This is a genomic window from Sporosarcina pasteurii (assembly GCF_041295575.1).
GTDB lineage: Bacteria > Bacillota > Bacilli > Bacillales_A > Planococcaceae > Sporosarcina > Sporosarcina pasteurii.
In genome coordinates, this window is sequence record NZ_CP160452.1 from 129571 (window position 1) to 150095 (window position 20525).

At 38.5% G+C, this 20525-nt stretch carries 18 protein-coding genes; 11 read left to right on the forward strand and 7 right to left on the reverse strand.

Annotation, left to right across the window (positions count from 1 at the left end):
* Window positions 1-23: 23 nt before the first annotated feature.
* The 6 genes from AB1H92_RS00635 to AB1H92_RS00660 form a co-directional block, all read right to left on the reverse strand.
* Window positions 24-1565, reverse strand: coding sequence for a cation acetate symporter (locus tag AB1H92_RS00635; RefSeq protein ID WP_115359687.1), 1542 nt, complete (start codon window positions 1563-1565; stop codon window positions 24-26).
* Window positions 1566-1580: 15 nt separating this feature from the next.
* Complete coding sequence (locus tag AB1H92_RS00640; RefSeq protein ID WP_115359688.1) at window positions 1581-1901, reverse strand: DUF485 domain-containing protein; 321 nt, start codon at window positions 1899-1901, stop codon at window positions 1581-1583.
* Between the two features lie 246 nt (window positions 1902-2147).
* The gene (locus AB1H92_RS00645; protein ID WP_115363980.1) at window positions 2148-2888 is read right to left on the reverse strand and encodes a DUF2935 domain-containing protein; all 741 of its coding nucleotides are present in this window, start codon (window positions 2886-2888) and stop codon (window positions 2148-2150) included.
* Window positions 2889-3216: 328 nt separating this feature from the next.
* Window positions 3217-3972, reverse strand: coding sequence for an ABC transporter ATP-binding protein (locus AB1H92_RS00650; RefSeq protein ID WP_115359689.1), 756 nt, complete (start codon window positions 3970-3972; stop codon window positions 3217-3219).
* Between the two features lies 1 nt (window position 3973).
* Entirely contained in the window at window positions 3974-5605 is a 1632-nt protein-coding gene (locus AB1H92_RS00655) for an iron ABC transporter permease (RefSeq protein ID WP_115363982.1), read from the reverse strand.
* Between the two features lie 66 nt (window positions 5606-5671).
* Window positions 5672-6730, reverse strand: coding sequence for a Fe(3+) ABC transporter substrate-binding protein (locus AB1H92_RS00660; protein WP_115359690.1), 1059 nt, complete (start codon window positions 6728-6730; stop codon window positions 5672-5674).
* Between the two features lie 404 nt (window positions 6731-7134).
* Between AB1H92_RS00660 and AB1H92_RS00665 the strand changes: the two genes are divergently transcribed.
* The 11 genes from AB1H92_RS00665 (at window position 7135) to AB1H92_RS00715 (ending at window position 18017) form a co-directional block, all read left to right on the forward strand.
* Entirely contained in the window at window positions 7135-8313 is a 1179-nt protein-coding gene (locus tag AB1H92_RS00665; RefSeq protein ID WP_115359691.1) for a glycerate kinase, read from the forward strand.
* 5 nt (window positions 8314-8318) lie between these two features.
* Window positions 8319-9770: an SLC13 family permease gene (locus AB1H92_RS00670; protein ID WP_243835623.1), complete on the forward strand. Its 1452-nt coding sequence runs from the start codon at window positions 8319-8321 to the stop codon at window positions 9768-9770.
* 447 nt (window positions 9771-10217) lie between these two features.
* Window positions 10218-10652 carry a cytochrome C gene (locus tag AB1H92_RS00675; protein WP_243835622.1) on the forward strand — a complete coding sequence of 145 codons (435 nt, stop codon included), beginning with the start codon at window positions 10218-10220 and terminating at the stop codon, window positions 10650-10652.
* A gap of 18 nt (window positions 10653-10670) precedes the next feature.
* Window positions 10671-12539 carry a Sec-dependent nitrous-oxide reductase gene (gene nosZ, locus AB1H92_RS00680; protein ID WP_115359692.1) on the forward strand — a complete coding sequence of 623 codons (1869 nt, stop codon included), beginning with the start codon at window positions 10671-10673 and terminating at the stop codon, window positions 12537-12539.
* A 70-nt stretch (window positions 12540-12609) separates the two neighbouring features.
* Window positions 12610-13173 carry a hypothetical protein gene (locus AB1H92_RS00685; RefSeq protein ID WP_115359693.1) on the forward strand — a complete coding sequence of 188 codons (564 nt, stop codon included), beginning with the start codon at window positions 12610-12612 and terminating at the stop codon, window positions 13171-13173.
* Window positions 13170-14477 (forward strand): nitrous oxide reductase family maturation protein NosD, encoded by a 1308-nt coding sequence (gene nosD, locus AB1H92_RS00690; RefSeq protein ID WP_166739564.1) that lies wholly within the window; start codon window positions 13170-13172, stop codon window positions 14475-14477. The genes AB1H92_RS00685 and nosD overlap by 4 nt, the downstream gene beginning before the upstream one ends.
* The gene (locus tag AB1H92_RS00695; RefSeq protein WP_115359695.1) at window positions 14474-15274 is read left to right on the forward strand and encodes an ABC transporter permease subunit; all 801 of its coding nucleotides are present in this window, start codon (window positions 14474-14476) and stop codon (window positions 15272-15274) included. The genes nosD and AB1H92_RS00695 overlap by 4 nt, the downstream gene beginning before the upstream one ends.
* Window positions 15267-15938: an ABC transporter ATP-binding protein gene (locus tag AB1H92_RS00700; RefSeq protein ID WP_115359696.1), complete on the forward strand. Its 672-nt coding sequence runs from the start codon at window positions 15267-15269 to the stop codon at window positions 15936-15938. The genes AB1H92_RS00695 and AB1H92_RS00700 overlap by 8 nt, the downstream gene beginning before the upstream one ends.
* Window positions 15935-16294 carry a FixH family protein gene (locus AB1H92_RS00705; protein WP_115359697.1) on the forward strand — a complete coding sequence of 120 codons (360 nt, stop codon included), beginning with the start codon at window positions 15935-15937 and terminating at the stop codon, window positions 16292-16294. Before AB1H92_RS00700 ends, AB1H92_RS00705 begins: the two co-directional genes overlap by 4 nt.
* Window positions 16295-16300: 6 nt before the next feature.
* A complete protein-coding gene (locus AB1H92_RS00710) occupies window positions 16301-16966 on the forward strand; it encodes a hypothetical protein (protein ID WP_115359698.1) in 666 nt (221 codons plus the stop codon).
* Between the two features lie 196 nt (window positions 16967-17162).
* Window positions 17163-18017, forward strand: coding sequence for a 5'-methylthioadenosine/adenosylhomocysteine nucleosidase (locus AB1H92_RS00715; protein ID WP_115359699.1), 855 nt, complete (start codon window positions 17163-17165; stop codon window positions 18015-18017).
* Window positions 18018-18153: 136 nt separating this feature from the next.
* On the opposite strand, the gene topB is transcribed toward AB1H92_RS00715, so the two are convergent.
* Window positions 18154-20307 (reverse strand): type IA DNA topoisomerase, encoded by a 2154-nt coding sequence (gene topB, locus AB1H92_RS00720; RefSeq protein WP_115359700.1) that lies wholly within the window; start codon window positions 20305-20307, stop codon window positions 18154-18156.
* Window positions 20308-20525 lie beyond the last annotated feature (218 nt).

The window sequence follows — 20525 nt, forward strand, 5'->3', positions numbered from 1 at the left end:
GAAGGGGAGCGGTTTAAAGTAATTTAGTTTTCAAGCTCTTTATAGCCAGTTTCGGCTTTAAATTTGACTTCTTCATAGCTAATTTCATCCTTAGCTTTAGAAGATACGAGTGTTCCAATAATTGCAGCTAAAAATCCGGCTGGAACAGAAATTATAGCTGGATTTTCAAAAGGGAAAATTGGATTTCCAACGAAAAAGGCAGCCCCTTCTACAGGGTTGATAACGTTAGGACTCATTGCTACGAGAATGAGTGCCGTAAATAAACCAGTGAGCATAGAAGCTATTGCGCCTGTTGTATTAAAGCGCTTCCAATAGATTGTAAATAGAATGGTTGGCACGTTTGCGGAAGCTGCAATACAGAAAGCAAGTGAAACTAGGAATGCAACGTTCATCTTTTCAGCACCGAGTGCTAAAAGAATTGAGATGAATGAAACACCAAGTGAAGCAATTCGAGCGGCATTTACTTGTTGCTTCTCAGTCACTTTTCCTTTTTTAATAATTTCACCATAAAGGTCGTGTGCAATAGCGGATGCTCCTGACAACACTAGACCCGCAACAACAGCAAGAATGGTAGCAAATGCAACGGCTGCAACAAATGACTCTAATGCTTCTCCACCTAATACACCAGCGAGCATCGGTGCGGCCATATTCCCCGCGGCATTTTCAGCAACAATCGCATCTACGCCAACGAACTTTGCAGCGCCAAAGCCTAGGAAAATCGTAAGAATATAAAATAGTCCAATAATCCAAACTGCATAAATAACGGATGAACGTGCTGTTTTTGCATCTTTCACCGTAAAGAAGCGCATTAAAATATGTGGAAGGCCCGCTGTTCCTAATACGAGCGCAATTAGAACGGATATGAGACCAATCGGATCTTTATAAACAACACCAGAATGAAGGAAAGCTTCCCCGTGTGGTGTTGCATTTCTCATCGCATCAAACATACCTACAAAGTTAAAGTTGAATTTTAATAAAACAAGGAATGAAATAATAATGGTACCTGCCATGAGTAAAACTGCTTTAACAATTTGTACCCAACTCGTTGCAGTCATTCCGCCAAATAAAACATAAACCGTCATCATGAAACCGACTAGGAGCACAGAAAGCCAATACTCTAGTCCGAAAAGAAGTTTAATGAGCGCGCCTGCACCGACAAGTTGTGCAAGCATATAAAATAGAACAATTGTAATGGTATTTAAAGCGGCAGCACCGCGCACTTTTCTAGCATGAAAGCGAGCACCAATCATATCTGCCATCGTAAACTTCCCTAAGTTACGAAGCGGCTCGGCAACTAAAAATAATACAACTAAGTAAGCGGTTAACCAACCAACACTATAATAGAACCCATCAAATCCATTTAAAGAAATAGCCCCTGCAATCCCGAGGAAGGACGCTGCGGATAAATAATCTCCAGCAATCGCCATACCGTTTTGCCAACCAGTTAAAGATGAACCCGCGGTATAAAAATCACTAGCAGTAGTAGTTTGTTTAGCAGCCCAATATGTAATGCCAAGTGTAAGTCCTATAACCCCAATAAAAATGATAATCGATATGCTACTCACTCATAAGTTCCCCCTTTACTTTACAACGTATTTTTTGATGATTTCTTCTACATTTTCATCGAACTCTTTTGCTTTATTCATATAAATTGAAGTAAGCACCCAAACCATAATAAAAATGCCAAATGCATAAACCCATGTCCATGTCATCCAACCAATTGCACGCGCTTCAAGAATAGATGTATAGCTTGTTAAGATAGGCAGCGTGAAAAAGACGACAAAAAAGAAAATAACATAAGGTATAGCAAATTTCTTTTTACGTTTTACTAAACTTTTGAATTCATCTGTTTGAATAATTTTTGCGTAATCTACTGTTTTTTCATTTTGACCCTGGTTCATTATTTCATCTCCTTTGAATAAATGTGGGGTTGGCTAGCGAACAAGTAAAAATAGTTTCTAGCCTCTTTCATGATTAGTTCTCCTTTGAATTGAATGAATTAAAAGAAGAATATAAAAACGTCTGATAGACTCTAAAATACCAATCTATCAGACAATATGCAAGCTTTAATTTATTTATTTTAGGTTTTAATTTCGAAAAAGGTCTATAATTCTGGGGAAAAGGATTGCGAGCAATTTTACGCCCTTTTATAACATCTTATCTGCAGTGAGATGTGCATCAAATGCATCAATAATAGTAAGGAAGTGGTCTGCTTCACGAAATACATGGTCTGCGAGAAGAGGGTGTATGATGCTTTTTATTCTGCATTCTTCAATTAATTCTCGAGCCGTTTTCTTAAAATCCCGCAATGAAACGACAGAAACGCGGTTCTGATCCAGAAATTGTCCTAAAAGCGGTTTTGTTTCTGATTGAGGCCGCATGGAATCTAAATCTATAGCTTGATAAAGAAGTTGATCGAAATCATGGCTGAACTCCTGAGCTTGATCAACAAGTTTTCTCTCGGAAGGATCTAACAAATGGCCAATAAACTTTGAATGGTCCGCCATGATTTTCAAGAAAAAAACGTTCTCTTTAACAATTGCGTCGGCTAAAGGTTGCAGCTTTCCTTCATTTAAGTCTTTTAATCGATTAGCAAAATAAGCAGCCTCACGGCTAATATGATCCACCAAAAGTGGGAAATTGTTTCCTCCAATTTTACAATGCAAGATTAATCCGAGAATTTTTCGTTTGTATGCCCAAATGGAAGCTGCCGCTTGATAGACTTGTATATTTAGTCGTCTAATCACTTCAGGATCTGTTTTCTCATTATAATCTGCAATTTGCTCTTCAATCCGTTCAAAAATCACAATGTATTCCTTAGCTTCTTGGATGAGTTCTGTATCATCAGCAGTAAATCCAAGAGTTAAAAAGAAAGCGTGTTCCTTCATAATACGTGACCAAAAACGAATCTCCTCCAATGATTGCGTTACAAATGGCGAAATAGAAATTCACTCCTTCTAATATACCTGCGCTATCATTGTATGCAGAATGGGGTGAGATACAACTAATTAGTCTTAAATGAGTAACGATATGTATTGTTCCACCATGACTACAAAATTAATCTGGAGAATTCTTTGAAGTGATATCTCGTAGTGTAATTATTCATCAATCTATAACACAAAAAAACCATAATGTAGGGATAAATGAAATATCTCTACATTATGGGTCACGATACTAAAAGCTTGAACAAAATGTTGGCCTGCTAACTATTGTTATTTATACACTTACGGGTTCTTTACTAGATAATTCTTCTTCGGGTAATAGCCTGATATTGCCTTGTTCATCTGTTGGACTGCCTAATAGGTCGCAAGGACGTCCGACTTGATCGATTAGGCCATCTTTAATTTTAACAATCCGATCCGCAAGTGCGTGAGCATCGTTTTGATTATGTGTTACGAATATTGCAGTTGCATTGGCTTTCTTTAAAATCCGGCGAAGATCTTCTCGGATTTTAACGAGAAGATCGGTATCTAGGTTGCTGAAAGGTTCATCCAATAGAATAAGCTCTGGCTGTGGAGCGATTGCACGAGCAAGTGCCACACGTTGTTGCTGACCGCCGCTTAACTGATGCGGATAGCGTTTTTCATAGCCATCTAGTTCGACGAGTTCCAAAACTTCTTTTACTCGTTTTAGTTTATCGTTACGGCTCATTTTAGGGAGTCCGAATAATACGTTATCCGTGACAGACATGTGCGGGAAAAGCGCATAATCTTGAAATACCATACCAATGCCACGTTTTTCAGGTTGGACAAATGTATAGTCGTCAAACACTTTCTTATCCCCTAATGTAAATGAACCACCTTTTGGCATTTCAAGTCCAGCAATCAGTCGAAGAATTGTACTTTTTCCGCTACCACTACGTCCAAGTATAGAGATTATTTCACCTTTGTTAACCGTAAGTGTGAAGTTTTCGATCGCATTTGTCGACGAATTCGAATAGGCGAAACTCATATTTTGAATATCTATAAACATATTATTTTGGCCCCTCTCTAAGCAACTTGTTAAATATGAATATTGCAATCGCGCTTACACCGACTATGAGTAAGGAAGCTTGTGATGCTTCCATAATTTTTTCATCACTTGCATATTGGAACGCTTTTGTCGCTAGTGTATCATAGTTGAACGGTCGTAAAATGAGCGTCAATGGAATTTCTTTTAATATATCGACAAAAGTAAGAATGAATCCGCTTATAATTGCACCTTTCATCATCGGAATATCGATTTTGAAAAAAGTTCGCAAACTACTTACGCCTAGCATGCGTGAGGCATCACGAAAATCTGTACCGATCTTCGTGTATCCTGATTCAATCGAATTGTACCCGATTGCGAAAAAACGTATAATATATGCGCTAATTAGCATGACTAGACTAACACTTAAGACGAGTGCGGAGTCTACGCCTAACCATATATAGACAGGTGCAAGATATCGGTCAATGGCAATAAATGTTGTAACGACTGCAACTGCGATAACTGCACCAGGAATAGAGTACCCAAGAATTGTTAATTTGGGTAATACTTTTGCGAATTTATGCTTTGTAATACGACTAAAGTTTCCAATGATAAGGGAGAATAAAATAATAAGTAATGCAGCAGTGCCTGCAACAATGATTGAGTTTTTCGCGTATGTCAATACTTCCTCCATTGGAACTTTGCCGAATGTGAGAATAACCCAATCCAATAACTGGAGAACTGGAATTAGAAAGGCAATCGTGAAAATAATAAGCGTATACCCTGTCGCCATTGCTGCCTTTTTTCCGGTTAATTTAACAAGCGGCAGCGGTCTAACTTTTGTTGATGCAAAACTATACTTTTTCCCGCCACGGAGTGCCCACTCGATAAGTAGTATGAATATGACGATCCCCATCAGGCAAGCTGCGAGCTTGATGGATGAATTCAAGTCACCTAAACCGAACCACGTCTGGAAAATTGCTGTACTGAACGTTTGAATACCAAAATACTTAACAACCCCATAGTCATTTAACACTTCTAGTATGACGAGACTTACCCCACCAACGATTGATACACGTGAGATAGGGAGTACGACTTTCAGAAAGATTTCTATAGAGCCTTTCCCGAGTGTCCGCGCACTTTCAATAAGAGATGCAGCTTGATTGGACAAAAATATTCTAGTAATCATGTAAACATATGGATAAAGAAATAATGTATATATAAAAATAGCACCCGGGACATTCATAATATCGAAATAGGATTGATTTACAGTGACATCAAAATGATTTCGAAGGGTCTTTTGAATGATGCCTGTATAATTAAGGATACCGTGATACGTATAGGCGCCAATGAATGGCGGTATTGATAACGGTAGGATGAGTGACCATTTCATGAAATTACGAAGTGGAAAGTCATATTGTGCAATAAGCCAAGCCAGACTAAGACCAATTGCAATGGTTAGAATGGCCGTGAAGAATACAAGTGTCAGTGAAGACTTAATATAATTAAGAAGCATGAATTCCCGTATATGCTCCCAATTTTCATTGTTTGGTGCGAAAATTCCTGTAACAATTGATAAGTTCGGTATAAACAATAGAATAATAATGAGTAATGCACCAATCGTCCAGCCATTCACGTTTGCAATTCGCCTCTTCATGATCAAATCCATCCTTTACCTGTTCCGCAATAACCCCCTACCGCAAAAGCGACAGGGGGCACGATACTATTTCCAACCTACTTCGTTAAAAAGCATGATCGCTTTTGCATTATTTTCTCCAAGTACTTCGAGTGGAATTTCCTGTTCCTTAAACTCGCCCCAAGACTTTAGTAGTTCCGCTGGTTCGACGTCTGGATTAACTGGATATTCGTAGTTTGCTTCCGCAAATGTAAATTGTGCTTCCTCGCCAGTTAGGAATTCAAGAAGTTTCAAAGCATTATCCGCATTTTTTGAACCATTTACAACACCGGCTCCACTAATGTTGACGTGTGTACCTGTTGTTTCTTGGTTCGGGAAGAAAATGCCTAGTTGCTCTGCTACTTTTACTTCTTCAGAATCCTGGGAGTTTAGCATTTGTCCTAAGTAATATGTGTTCATAATTGCAACGTCACCAATGCCTGCCGCAATGCCCTTTGCTTGGTCACGATCTCCGCCTTCTGGACTGCGTGCCATATTGTCGACAATGCCTTGTGCCCATTCTTTCGCTTTTTCTTCACCGTCAATTTCGATGAATGAAGCTAAAAGAGATTGATTGTAAACACTTTCGGAGGAACGAACGAGGAAACGTCCTTTCCATTTATTATCAACAAGTGCTTCATAAGTGGATAACTCTTCAGGTTTCACCTTATCTTTATTATACACCAAAACCCGCGCGCGTTTCGTTAAACCTACCCACATATCGTCAGAATCACGGAACTTTTCAGGAATTTGTTTCGATAACTTGTCACTTGACACTTCTTGAAGTAATCCTTGTTCTTTTGCACGATATAATCTTCCAACATCGGCAGTTAGGAAAAGGTCCGCTTGTGTAGCTGTCCCTTCACGTTTAATACGCTCGATTAACTCGTCAGCTTCTCCTTTGATGACGTTCACTTTAATTCCTGTTTCATCCTCAAACTTTTTGTACAGCTCGTTATCGACATCATAGTGTCTGCTCGTATACAAATTTACTTCAGCTTTTTCGTTTTTCTTCTCGCTACCTGTTGTATCAGTGCTTTTCTTATTCCCGCATGCCGCGAGGATTAGTAGCAGAGAGACAAGCACCAGCACAAAACTTCTCTTCATGTACTTTCATCTCCAAACGTCTAATTTTATATTGATAACGATTCTCAATCTCATTACAAATATAAAGTTTGACAGCGATAAAGTCAACATAAAGTATATGAAAATTAACTAAAAAACATCTATCAGTCAAGGAGTGAATAAAATTCCTCTCATCTAACTTCAGCCTACATGAAATGGTGCAGTTTCGGAGACTGATACCATCTCTAATAAAGCTTCTTGCACATCGGCATGCAGTTGAGGGGCGGTTCAGTTGAAAAAATGAGAACCGGAATTGTGAATGTTAATAAACCCTCTCATAATCCTTAATGGTTTTGAATTTAATTTTTAATGGTTTTCTCACTGATTTCTAATTTTTGGATATTAAATTAGAAACTAATCAAATTAATGTTGGAGGAATGTTAAAAATGAAAATTGTAATTGTGCCGTCAGGATTTAAAGAGTGTTTAGAAGCCGAGGAAGTAGCTTTGGCGATGGAACGTGGCGTGAGACGTGTTGAGCAATCTATCGATATGGAAGTTATACCGATGATTGATGGGGGAGAAGGATTTGCAAAGACAATTGTTAACATAAAAGGTGGGGAATTGATTTATAAAGAAGTGACGGGACCAATCGGCGAGATGATTGAGAGTCACTTCGGGATTATTGTGGAGAATGGTAAACGGACTGCCGTTATTGAAATGGCAGCGGTAGCTGGACTAAAACTCGTGCCGAGAAATCAAAGAAACCCTTTGAAAACAACAACCTATGGTATAGGAGAGTTAATTGTTGCAGCACTAGATTTAGGTGTCGACAATATACTGATCGGCTGCGGTGATTCAGGCACGTCAGACGGCGGAGCAGGAATGGCGCAAGCGCTGGGCGTTCAGTTTTTAGATAAGAAAAGACAGCTCGTCGATATCCATGGCGGGGAAGATTTGATGAAGGTGAGTTCAATCGTAACGACTCATTTAGATAAAAGACTACAGGATGTGTCCATTAATGTTGCGTGTAACTGGAAGAATATTTTATGTGGGGAAAGCGGGGTTGCCCGAGTATTTGGACCTCAAAAAGGAGCAACTCCAAAACAAGTTGAACGTCTATCTTCAGCATTAGAACGTTATGCAGCTTTAATTCAAGAGGCATTAGGGATAGACGTTCGTTCATTGCCAGGAAGCGGGGCATCTGGTGGATTAGGTGCAGGACTCATTGCTTTTACGGGAGCCATGTTACATCCACGATTCGATATTATTATGGACTACATAAATATTGAAGAAAAAATTTCAACAGCAGATCTTGTATTTACTGCGGAAGGGAGTTTGGATTTTCAAACGCCAAATGGAAAAATCCCGGCGGAGGTCGCGCGTATTGCGAAAAAAAATAACATCCCAGTCATTGCGATTACCGGAACGATTGGGAAAGGGGCAGATTTAAACTATCGTGCAGGGATAGATGCATATTGCAGCATTATTCAAAAACCGACTTCTTTGGAAGAGGCCATACAAAATGCACCAAAATGGATAGAAGAAAGCACGGAGTCCGTATTCCGACAAGTTTTGATTGGCTTAGATGTTGCACAAAAAATGAAACTTAAAGAAAGCGTGTAATAAAAATGAAAACGAGAATGAAAAGAAAAATGGAAAAGCAAACTCGTATTCAGACTAGGATTCAACAATTAACGGTAAGATCAAAAGTGATTATTAGTTTACACCTTCTATTTATGACTGCAGTCTTACTAATTGGTGCGTTGGATTACCGTGCAAAAGTTTCTTTATTTGCTTTTTTATCGGCTATGACGTTATGGATTGCAACCAAAATTCCTGCGGGTTTTGTAGCAATTGGTCTCATTGTGTTTATCATTTTAATGAATGCGGCAGAACCGGAATTGTTATACGATTCACTATCTGAAGAAGTTGTATGGCTTATGATAGGGTCTTTTGTTATTGGAGAAGCAGTTAAAATGTCCGGATTGGCAGAACGATTAACACACTCAATATTGAGGGGGTCGAATAAGAAAAACAATTTACTTTTTGGATTAAGTTCAGTGTTATTTACTTCTGCATTTTTCGTTCCCTCAACATCTGGACGAGCAGCTTTATCAATGCCAATTATTAATCAGTTGAGTCAAGGTTTTTCGTATAAAGAACGAAGTGTGTTAGCTATCATAGCACCTGTGATTATATTAATGAGTACGTCAGCAACCTTAATTGGCGCAGGTTCTCATTTAATTGGAATCGGTTTACTGGAGAGTACGGTTAATCAAACCATCTCTTATATTCAGTGGTTTATATGGGGAGTGCCATTTGCAATCGTCGTTACACTGTTTTCGATTCTTGTAATAAAGTGGAAGTTATGGCCAAAGGACGGATTAAAGGAAGTTGAAAACAGACAATCAGAAGAAGAAATCCAGTGTAAAAAGTCGATGAACGGAAAAGAGAAAAAGACAATCATTTTAATTCTATTTTTAATTCTTGGTTGGATGACAGAAAACATACATGGATATGATATAGCGTTTATAGCGATGATAGGTGCAATCCTGATTATGATGCCGAAATTCGGAATCATTAGCTGGAAACAAGGGATAAGTTCAGTCTCCTGGAATTTGATTGTATTTGTTGCTGCGGCAACAGCACTTGGAAAGGTACTAGTAGAAACAGGCATCGTCAAATGGATTGAAGAAGAAATGCTCAATGTACTGTATTTGTTTACAGGCGCTCCGGAATGGCTGATTGTATTGATTATTTTGCTTGTAACTGTGACAAGCCATTTATATATCACTTCACATACAACACGTGCGATTGTTTTTATCCCAGGTTTATTATTATTTAGCGAAACGATAGGGGTTAATCCTGCAACAGTTGTTTTTCTAAGTTTAATAGGGATGAACTATTGTGTTACAGTTCCGGTCAGCTCGAAAGCATTACTTCTCTTTTATGAGGAAGGTGAAATTTCATATGATGCTAGAGATTTATTAAGGGTTAGCGCGATATTAATGCCTATATATATAATAATCGTCATGTTTTTCTATTTTTCTTATTGGCAGTGGACAGGGATGCAATTATGAACCCTGAGACGTTACTTATATAGTGGCAGGTAAATGTGTGAGATATAGTTATGACAATTTACGAAGTGGATAAAAGGGGAGGGTGTCGACAAAGTATTATGCAGTCGATATTCTCTTTTTTTATTGTATGTAATTGTATATTTTGGATGTTGTCATGTACAGAACCGGAAAAGTGGATGGTAATCATCTACTAATATGCCATTGATAAGCGGGTACGTAGCGCTCTTTTTTATTTTGTATCGTTATTCACACATTTGTCGATAAACTCGCCTTTCTTCATTTACGTCATACTTCTATTTTTTATCGTTTGCAATATTTCCGAAATGTTACAAATGTGTCCCGGTAGTTGTGAAGTAATTGTGAATACAACTGAGGATAAATAGTAATGGTTACCTCCACATGTTAAAGTTGTATTATAAATACATATTTAAAGAAAAGGGAGGTCGTATGCAATTGAAAACGAATGGAATGATCTTTTTGTTGGCATTTGTCTTAGCTTTTGCAGGTGGATATTTCTTTTTTAATAGCGGTAAGACGGAAGTTATGCAAGCGGTAACAAATGAGCAAAGTACGAAAAAAGAGGTAGTTGAAGAGGAAGAGAGTCAATCAGAGGAGCAAGCTTCTGCAGAGTTTGAAATCTTTAATACGAATAGTTGTCTATCTTGTCATGCAGTTAGTTCTTTAGGGCTCGAAGGCGGAATAACAGGACCAGATTTGTCGAATTCATACACAGATATAGAAGGTAAACACGGCGTAGACTTAGATTCATTTTTAAAAGAACCTACGTCAGCGGTAATGACCGGTGTAATAGAGGGAAATCCGCTTTCAGATGAAGACCGTGCAGAGATTGTTGATTTGTTGAAAAAGGCTTCAGAAGAATAAAAAATGAGGTGAATTGAATTGACGACGAAACGAATTATATCGGCAGTCTTAGGGATTGTCGCTGGTTTATTGGTTGCGGTTGTGTTTTTCGCTGACTTTAATCAAGCAAGTGAAAATGCTTCTGGTGATTTAAAATCCAAGGCTGAAAAGGTTTATGTGCCATATGGAGAGCTCGATGAATATTACATGATGTCATCCGGAGGACATTCAGGTCAGTTGTTTGTTTATGGAATTCCATCCATGCGTAAAATCCGAACGGTACCTATCTTTACGCCTGACCCTGCTACGGGCTATGGATATTCAAAGGAAACAAAAGAAATGCTTGGCGGTTTTACATGGGGAGATTTTCATCACCCAGCAATATCTGAAACGGCAGGGGACTATGATGGTGAGTTTTTATTTGCAAATGACGTAGGCAACAACCGTGTTGCAGCAGTTGATTTAAGCACATTTACTACAGTCGATATCATGTCGCTGCCAAATATGGGGGGGCCCCATGCGGGTGTTTTTGTCACTGAGAATACGGAATACATTGCACTTCCCACTCGGTTTGCTCGTCCATTAGATAATAAGTATGCAGACTTGGATAAGTATGAGGAAGAATATAAAGGCGTTGTTTCAATGACGACTTTTGATAAGGAAACAAAGAAATTTGACCTTGCTTATCAAATCGTTCTGCCGCCTTGGTCATACGATTTATCAGATGCTGGTAAGAAAATGTCTGGTGATTGGATCGTTATGACAACCTATAACTCGGAATTTGCAACAACAAATCTTGAAATAAATGCCTCTCAAAATGACAGAGATTATATTGTACTTGTTAATTGGAAGAAACTTGAGGAAGAAGTAGCGGCAGGAAATTATCATGACGTAAATGGCGCTAAAATGATTGACCCACGAGACCATAAAGGTGCGATTTATGCCGTTCCTGTAGCGAAATCACCACATGGTGTTGATGTTACGCCAGATGGAACTCGTTATATTGCTGCAGGTAAACTCGCTCCGATGATGACTGTTTTCTCATTTGAAAAGACGTTTGAAGCAATTGAAAAAGAAGACTTTACGGATGAGAAATTTGGGATTCCTGTTCTTTCTTATGAAAGTGTCATGGAACGTGAAGTTGACCCTCCTGGTGCATTAGGACCGTTACACACACAGTTTGACGATAAAGGGAATGCCTATAATACGATGTTCATTTCCTCTGAAATTGTGAAATGGAATATAGAAACAGGCGAAGTAATCGACCGAACACCTTCTTACTTCTCGCCAGGACACGCGGCAGCAGCAGAAGGAGATACTGTATCTCCAGATGGCAAGTGGCTCGTTTCTTTAAATAAAATATCAAAGGATAATTTCTTATCCGTTGGCCCATCTCATCCCGAATCTATGGATTTAATTGATATTTCGGGAGAAAAAATGGAGCATATTATGGCTGTTCCGGTAGATCCTGAGCCGCACTATGCACAAATTGTACACCGAGACAAAATCAAAACAGTAACCGTTTATGAAAAAGACGAAAACAGAGAAAACTCCGTTTGGAAGCAAGAGGATGCACGGGTTGAACGTAAAGGTGATGAAGTACATGTTTACGGAATTGCCATGAGGTCAAGATTTATTTTCGATGCACAATCAGACAGACCTGATGCCGTCACTGTTAAAGAAGGAGATCGTGTCTTCTTCCACTTAACGAACATTGACCTTGACCAAGATATTACACACGGATTTGGAATTAATGAATATGACTTAAATTTTGAAGTGCAACCAGGACAAACAAGTACATTGGAATTTGTTGCCGATAAAGCAGGCGTTTATCCGATTTACTGTACAAACTTCTGTTCAGCACTTCACCAAGAAATGAGCGGTTATTTACTCGTAGAACCTAAGTAATGATATTTCGACATAGTAAAGGGCGCATCGATGGGCCCTTTACTTTTTATAAAATCGGAGGTGATCTCCAATGAAGAGAAATCTTTCAAACGCTTCAGTGATTAGCCTTATAACTGCGGCAATCATCACAGTGTCGACTCTTTTTGTCCCGTGGTGGGGCATGAAGTTTTATGCGCCTCAATATCCAGAGGGACTTGATATTATCGTTTATCCATCAACGCTCGCCGGAGACATCGACATTGTAAATTCGTTAAATCATTATATTGGTATGGCTATATTCAGCAATGAGTCGTTTCCGGAATTACAATGGATGCCTTATATTGTCATTGCGTTTTTTGTGCTAATTTTAATTGTTGCGCTATTGCGTAGGAAATCCTTTCTTTATGGCTTAATTGCTTTATTTGTTATCGGAGGCATCATTGGAATTTGGGATATGTATCGTTGGTTAAAAGAATTTGGTACAAACTTGGATCCAATGGCGCCTATTGAACTGGAGCCATTCATTCCACCAATTATTGGAGAAAACACAATCGCGAACTTTGTGACACATAGCTACTTCTTGTTTGGCGGCTATCTGTTAGTTCTTGTGTTTATCTTGTTGGTTTTCCCGTTATGGAAGGATCGTGCAAAATGAAAAAACGATTGCTCATGTTAACTTTAGTCATTTGTAGCTTCCTGTTTGCAAGTGTTGCAAGTGCTAAGGAAGAGGCTTTATTGCAACAATTAATTGAAGAAGTGCCGACCGGTGGTACTCTTGAGCTGGAAGGTAAACCGTATACAGGCAATATTGTAATATCAAAACCGATTACTGTCATTGGTAAAGAAGGAACATCCATTGAAGGTGATGGAACGGGAAATGTCATTGAGATTAGAAGTGATGGGGTTACCCTTGATACGTTGGCGATTTCAGGAAGTGGCATGAGTAGAAGTTCTCAAGAAGAACACTCTGGCGTTAGGGTGATGGCAAACGATGCGATTTTAACAAACTTAACAATTACGAATAGTTTCCACGGTATCTTTCTAAATAAATCCAAAAACACAAGAATGTCTAATATCACTGTCGTTGGTCACGGGGCTGATCAGCTTGGCACGCAAGGAAATGGCATTCATATTATGCGTTCTAGTGAAAACTATATTGATAATAGTTACTTAGAGAAAACACGTGATGGAATCTACGTGGAGTACTCGCATAATAACTTCATTGATAATAATACGATGACGGATACGAGATACGGCCTTCATTATATGTATTCTAACTATAACTCTTTTAAGGAAAATGATTTTATCAAAAATGTCGGCGGTGCAGCCATTATGCATTCCGACCATATTCATTTGGAAAACAATAAGTTCTCGTTTAACCAAGGTTCCCGATCATTCGGCTTACTTATCCAAACAAGTCGTGATATTCACGTTTTAAATAATGAGTTTCACTTAAATCAGCGGGGACTCTATTTAGAACAATCAACGAGTAACAGAATAGAAGGGAACGATTTTTTCCAAAATGAAATCGGCATTGAATTGTGGACATCTTCAACCTCGCATGTATTTATTAAAAATCAATTTAACAACAACAAGGTGCATGCATTAACGGTCGGGGGAGAGTCGAATAATGATTGGTTTGAAAATGGAGTAGGGAATTACTGGAACATGCCGCTGCTCGATTTAAATCAAAATGGTATTGGAGATGACCCGCTTGAATATTCATCATCTTTAAGTGAATTAGTCGAGGAAAATGAACTGGCTTATTTATTTTTATCGAGCCCAGCTATTACGATATATGAAAAAGCGAATGATTTATTAACGCATCAGAAGGTGATGGCATTCGATAAGTACCCCATCATGTCGGAACGTAAACCTATAAATATGACTGGAGTCGGTGTAGGAATTATCCTAGTCAGTGCAGTCGTTTACGTGTATAGAAGGAGAGCATTGCGATGATGTACATTTGGAAGGAATTTCTTGAGCAAACGCGTGGAAAAGGATTGTGGTTTGGACTTGGTATGCTGATGATCACATCGATATTCCTAATCGCAGAAGCGCGTCAGTTTCCGGCGGATCTTGGATTTGAGGCATTACTGCTATCCATATTCGATATGAACATTTACCTAATCCCATTATTTGCGATGTTTTTAACATCGTTTTCAATTTTCCAAGAGAAAGAATTAAAAACATCGATGATTTTATTGACGAAAAAAGAGTCGACTTTCACGTTGATTTTTAAAAAGTCGATTGCCATACAACTTGTAATTATTACGGCATTTGTTTCTGCATATTTTGTATTGGCGCTCTTCATGAAAGCTTTTTTAGCTTTTCATCTTATGAGTTTCTTGCATTTTATTATCGTAATCATGATTTTCCTCTTTATATTTAACCAAGTCGGGCTCTTCCTTGGTGTTGCCTGTAATACAAAAATGCAATTAGTCGGCGCGAATATTTTAACTTGGTTTTTTATCGTATTTCTAACGGACTTAATGTTCTTGTATTTCTTACCTGCCGTCACATTTGATAATTTACGAATTTTTTCATGGATTTACTTCCTTGACCCGATTCATACATTACGATTTTATTTAGAAGCGAATCTTGGACTCTTTTCCCTATCACATATGTCTCGTTTAATGGAGAAATTTGTGTTTATGGACAGTTGGATCTTCTTGTTAATTAATGTCACTTTGTGGCCGTCACTGTTTTTTGGACTTACAACATTGTTTAGAAACGGGGGGACTGTTGATGATTAAAATTGAAAACTTAACGCATTCATATGCAAAACATCAAGTTTTAGATGACGTTAACTTACATATTCTGAAAAACGAACGTTGTGCTCTTGTTGGTCGAAATGGTGCGGGTAAATCAACAATGATTCATACAATGCTAGGGTTAATTCCCCTTCAGATTGGCTCTATTACACTAGGCGGATTTTCGAATAAAAAGCAGGACTGGAAGAGAGTGGTTTCTTATCTACCTGAGAAGTTTAATCTGTATCCACATTTAACGGGAGAAGAGAATATTCGCTTTTTCGCTTCACTTGCATCAAAAAGGATTGACGATGAAAGCATTGATGAAAAACTAAAACTCGTTTCACTTTATGAAGCCCGAAATGATCAAATCACGACCTATTCGAAAGGGATGCTTCAGCGGTTAGGGCTTGCGGTGATGTTGTATTATGATTCGGACATTATCATTTTGGATGAACCGACAAGTGGATTAGATCCAGTTGGGCGAAAAGAAATATTAGCCATCATTAAGTCGCTAACGAATAAAACAATTATGATGGCCTCCCATCATCTGAATGAAATTGAAGAAGTTTGTACCCATGTAGCATATTTAGAAAAAGGAAAGATTACAAAATACTCGATTGAAGCGTTTCTTTCAGTCGATTTGAAGGAGAGACAACAGGCATGAGAAGAGTTTTGCTACTTATGATTGCGACAATCATGATTTTGGCTGGTTGTGGAGCAAGCAAGTTGGATTTTATAGTTGAAAAAGCACCTGTTTATGAAGAGGAAGTTGCCTCTGAATTTGTTTTGAAAGTAACCGATTCTGCGGAAGAGGTGACGGGATTATCAATCGAAGCGACGCTTGAAATGGCGAAAATGGACCATGGTGTAATTGAAGTGTTTTTCAATGATAGTGGAGATGGAACTTATACAGGCAATGTAGAATTACCAATGGGCGGCGAATGGATTGCTGATATACGAGCAGAGAAAGATGGGAAAATGATAGAGGACGTATTAACTTTCGATGTAAAAGAGAGATGATGGCAAATGAAAAATTATCAGCGGGCTTTTATGATCCTGATGTTAGTTGGTGCGCTGTTCGGGTGTGTTGAAAAAGAAGAAAGCATCATTCAAGATGATTCGAATGATGCAGTTGAAACTAAATCGGATTACATTGTATCAATCGAAGGACATCAGTTTTTTGAAAATGACATGGATTTTTACACATTCATGCAAAAATTGAAAAATGAAGTGAATCGTATAAACGATGCAGAAGGGCTAATAGGGAAGGAACTTGAAGATAACGATCAGTTTTGGGAAGCGCAAAATAAACAATACGATAATATCAATGTACAACTTCAAAAGATGATTGACATGCATGCGATGTCCCTTCTTGCAAAAGAAAAGAACTATTTTATCCCTGTGGAGAAATTAGAAGCTGAAGTAAAACGTTTCAATGCGGTAATCGCAGATTTGCCTACTGTTCAGGAAATGATCCAGCAATACGGAGAAAAGAATTATAAATCCAATATAAGACTTTATTTGGAAGAAAGTATGCTACGCGATCGAATTATCGGCGATATTGAAAAGGAAGTCGGGGAGAAAAATCCTGATGCGAGCAATCAAGAAATTAATTTTCTAGTAAAAGAATTTTATGAAGAATTGTATCAGGATCATCTTTCACAGCTAGAATTACATATAAATGTAAAGTGAAAATTCATAGCAATTTTTGAAAACAGGTAAAGAAAACAATACGTTTTCCTTTATCTGTTTTTATATATTTTAATATGGAAAATGTATTGCATTTTTTTATTTACCGTTATATACTAGCCAAGTGAAAAGGCGAACGATAAATGAATTTCATTAATTAAGGTTCGTTTTTATTGATGACTAGGAGGAATTTACAACTATGAAAAACAGAATGAATATTAAATTCTTTACGCTTATTATACTTGCCGTGTTTGCATTATTCGGTTGTTCTACAAAACAAGATGGTTCAACGGCCACTTCATCAGAACAACCAGAAGAACAATCGAATACCGAACAATCAAATGAACGAGTGATTGGGATTATTGGTGCTATGATTGAAGAAGTTGAAATCCTTCGCGATAAAATGGAAATCGAAAATACTGAAACAATCGCTGGAATGGAATTTTATCAAGGAACATTAGGTGGAGAAAATATTGTATTAGTTCAATCAGGTGTTGGAAAAGTGAATGCAGCTGCTTGTGCTCAAGCGCTAGTCGATCATTTTGGAGCTGACTATCTCATTAACTCTGGCGTAGCTGGTGGTCTAAGCCCCGACGTTACCATTGGAGATATCGTTATTTCAACAGATGCGGTTCAACATGATTTCGATATTACGGCATTTGGAGAAAAACCTGGTATCATTGCTCGCATGGACACAAGTTATTTCGAGGCCGATGAAAAGTTAATTCAGCTCGCACAGTCTGCAGCTGAGGGATTAACTGATGATATCAACGTGTACCAAGGAAGAATCGCAAGTGGTGACCAATTCATTGCAAGTCCGGAACGAAAAGAGTGGATTACAGAGAACTTCTCTCCATATGCTGTAGAAATGGAGGGTGCAGCAATCGCTCATGTTGCCTTCTTAAATGAAGTACCGTTTGTAATTATTCGCGCAATTTCGGATGACGCCGGCGGTGAGGCAGATGTAAAGTATGAAGATTTCGTTAAAGTAGCAGCAGAAAACGCTAGTAAAATGATTGAAGAAATGATTAAGTCTGCGAGTGAAAGTCTATAATTCTTAATTTGTGTTAGTTGTATCATCATGGATTGAGATACCAAAAGGGGATGTTAACTTAGTATAGTTAACATCCCCTTTTACGCTTATTTTAACTAAGCATAGGGACTCCTCACATTCACATGTCCCTTTAAGTTTATTTCGTAGGGCTCTCCTGCGCGCTATTTGCAAAGTCTAGAACGAGTTTTCCAGCCTCTAGCTTTAAAGCAGCATTGAATTTCTTTCCGCTTTTTGCAACAAAACCTTTAATGATATTTGTTTGACCTTTTGTACAAAGCAGTTTTACTTGTGTAGGTGTAACTTTCTTTTTAAGAAAAATACCGGGAAACGTTTGCTTGCATCCATCTTTGTAAGCCGTGCATCCGTAAAAGCCTTTGCGCGTGACAATTGACCCTTTTTGGCAAGCTGGACAAGTTGCAACGGCAACGTTTCTTTTGGGTGCTTTAGCTGTTGACGGAATCGATTGTACTTGGAAAGAAGCAGCCTCAATTTGCTTCGGAACGTTTTGAATTAGTGAATCGATAAACTTTGCGATGTTATTTAAAAAATAATCGGCAGCTCCGTCACCATTTCCAATTTTCCGCAGGTATGTTTCCCATTTTGCAGTCATCGATGGACTTGCTAGTAAGCTGCCTTCAATGGCCTCACATAAAATCCGTCCTTTATCGGTAATTGAAACGATGTTTTTGTTTACTTGAATATACCCGTGCTTTTTTATCGTTTCAATAATGCCACTTCGTGTCGCTTCTGTACCAAGACCTTCTACTTCTTTTAAAATTTCTGTCTCCTCTTGAGCTTCAACAAACTTTCCGCAAGTCTTCATAAGTGTGATCAGCTGACCTTCTGTATATGGTTTTGGCGGTGTTGTTTTCCCTTCATGGATCCCAATTTTACTTTGTACTTGTTCATTTTGCCTAAGAGGGGGCAATGAATCATCTTTTTCTTTCTTAGCTTTCGGAAATAATGCTTTCCAACCGATGTCTCGTTCCGTTTTGCCAGTTGTAAAAAACGGTAAATGATTGACTTCAGTCGTCACTTTCGTCTCAGTGTATAAATAATCTGTATGAAACATCGCTAGCGTTGTCCGCAAAATTTCTTCGTAAAGTTTCCGTTCATTTGGCGGTAACTTCGCAAGGGCTGCTTCTGTCGGTACTTTTTTCGTCGGAATGATGGCATAATGCTCTTGGACTTTTGCGTTATCAACATAGCGCTTTTTCGGTTGACTAGAGTGAATCGGAAACGGTTGTTGAATGAGTTGTTGGTAGTCTGCTACTTGCTCAACTAAATAAGCAAACTCACTTGTCGTAATATGTCGTGAATCAGTTCTAGGATAGGTGACGAGCTTTTTTTCATATAATTTTTGTGCCGTTTTTAACGCATTTGCAGGGCTCATTTTCCACAATCGGTTAGCGGTTGCTTGTAAAGATGACAATGAATGTAGTTGTGGCGGCGGAATCCGTTTATCTTTTTGTTGTACGGAATTGATAACACCAGGGGAGTCTGGTCGAATCGCATGTTTATTCAGTAATTCAACGAGTTCCTCGCGCTTGTTCATTCTCACTTTTGCTTTTCCTTTATAAATCCCGTTTTCCGCTTTAAACTGGGCTTCTGCTTCGAAAAACGGTTCGGACACAAACGTCTCAATTTCTTTTTGCCTTTCATAAACAAGATAAACCGTCGGAGACTGCACACGTCCAATCGGAAAGACTTGTTCGTATCCTTTCGCTTTCAGTAGGAGTGTATACAGTCTCGAACCGTTCATCCCAACGAGCCAATCACTAATTTGCCTCGCTTTCGCTTCTTCATATAAAAGCAGATCTTTTCGATTATCCTGTAAGTTCATAAATCCTTTTCGAATCTCGTCGATTTCCAGAGAATTAATCCAAAGTCGTTTAATTGTTTTATTACGTGCGCCTGTCTGGTTGAAAATGCTATAGAAAATATTCGATCCTTCGCGATCTATATCGCATGCGTTAATAACGACATTCGCCCCTAGAATGAACTTTTTCACCGCTTGAAACTGCGCGTATTTACCTTTCGCAATTTGAAATTCATAGCGGTCTGGTAATATTGGTAAACTCCCAAGCGTCCATCGATTCCAACGCGCATCATATGCTTTCGGTTCTTTTAATTCGACAAGATGCCCAATGCCCCATGTGATGATGGCACCTTGGGGAAATAGTTGGCTGCGCGCAAGCTCAATATGGGTTTTATGTCGACTTTTTACGGTAAAGGCCTCTGCATAGGCTTTCGCTTGAGAAGGTTTTTCGGCCAAAATGACTGGTTGCATAAGGACACCTCTTTCCTTTTTAGTGAAACATTCGTTCTTTTATTATCGCACAGACTAGGAAGGTTTTCTAATAGGATTATGCGAAAGGAGAAAATAAGGACTTGCAATTAACTTAATAGACTGATAATGTAAACGCATGCAGAATCTTTAGAATATTAATGAGTGCGCAATGTATTGTAAGCGTTTCCTCATTGAGATAAGTTTTAGTATTTTTATAA

Excerpts from the sequence above, each read along its gene's own strand:
- AB1H92_RS00710 (WP_115359698.1), top strand. The coding sequence starts at position 16,301 with ATGAAAAATTATCAGCGGGCTTTTATGATCCTGATGTTAGTTGGTGCG.
- AB1H92_RS00700 (WP_115359696.1), top strand. The coding sequence starts at position 15,267 with ATGATTAAAATTGAAAACTTAACGCATTCATATGCAAAACATCAAGTT.
- AB1H92_RS00685 (WP_115359693.1), top strand. The coding sequence starts at position 12,610 with ATGAAGAGAAATCTTTCAAACGCTTCAGTGATTAGCCTTATAACTGCG.
- AB1H92_RS00695 (WP_115359695.1), top strand. The coding sequence starts at position 14,474 with ATGATGTACATTTGGAAGGAATTTCTTGAGCAAACGCGTGGAAAAGGA.
- AB1H92_RS00675 (WP_243835622.1), top strand. The coding sequence starts at position 10,218 with ATGCAATTGAAAACGAATGGAATGATCTTTTTGTTGGCATTTGTCTTA.
- AB1H92_RS00665 (WP_115359691.1), top strand. The coding sequence starts at position 7,135 with ATGAAAATTGTAATTGTGCCGTCAGGATTTAAAGAGTGTTTAGAAGCC.
- nosD (WP_166739564.1), top strand. The coding sequence starts at position 13,170 with ATGAAAAAACGATTGCTCATGTTAACTTTAGTCATTTGTAGCTTCCTG.
- AB1H92_RS00660 (WP_115359690.1), bottom strand. The coding sequence starts at position 6,730 with ATGAAGAGAAGTTTTGTGCTGGTGCTTGTCTCTCTGCTACTAATCCTC.
- AB1H92_RS00655 (WP_115363982.1), bottom strand. The coding sequence starts at position 5,605 with ATGAAGAGGCGAATTGCAAACGTGAATGGCTGGACGATTGGTGCATTA.
- AB1H92_RS00670 (WP_243835623.1), top strand. The coding sequence starts at position 8,319 with ATGAAAACGAGAATGAAAAGAAAAATGGAAAAGCAAACTCGTATTCAG.
- AB1H92_RS00705 (WP_115359697.1), top strand. The coding sequence starts at position 15,935 with ATGAGAAGAGTTTTGCTACTTATGATTGCGACAATCATGATTTTGGCT.
- AB1H92_RS00645 (WP_115363980.1), bottom strand. The coding sequence starts at position 2,888 with ATGAAGGAACACGCTTTCTTTTTAACTCTTGGATTTACTGCTGATGAT.
- AB1H92_RS00640 (WP_115359688.1), bottom strand. The coding sequence starts at position 1,901 with ATGAACCAGGGTCAAAATGAAAAAACAGTAGATTACGCAAAAATTATT.
- AB1H92_RS00715 (WP_115359699.1), top strand. The coding sequence starts at position 17,163 with ATGAAAAACAGAATGAATATTAAATTCTTTACGCTTATTATACTTGCC.
- topB (WP_115359700.1), bottom strand. The coding sequence starts at position 20,307 with ATGCAACCAGTCATTTTGGCCGAAAAACCTTCTCAAGCGAAAGCCTAT.
- AB1H92_RS00650 (WP_115359689.1), bottom strand. The coding sequence starts at position 3,972 with ATGTTTATAGATATTCAAAATATGAGTTTCGCCTATTCGAATTCGTCG.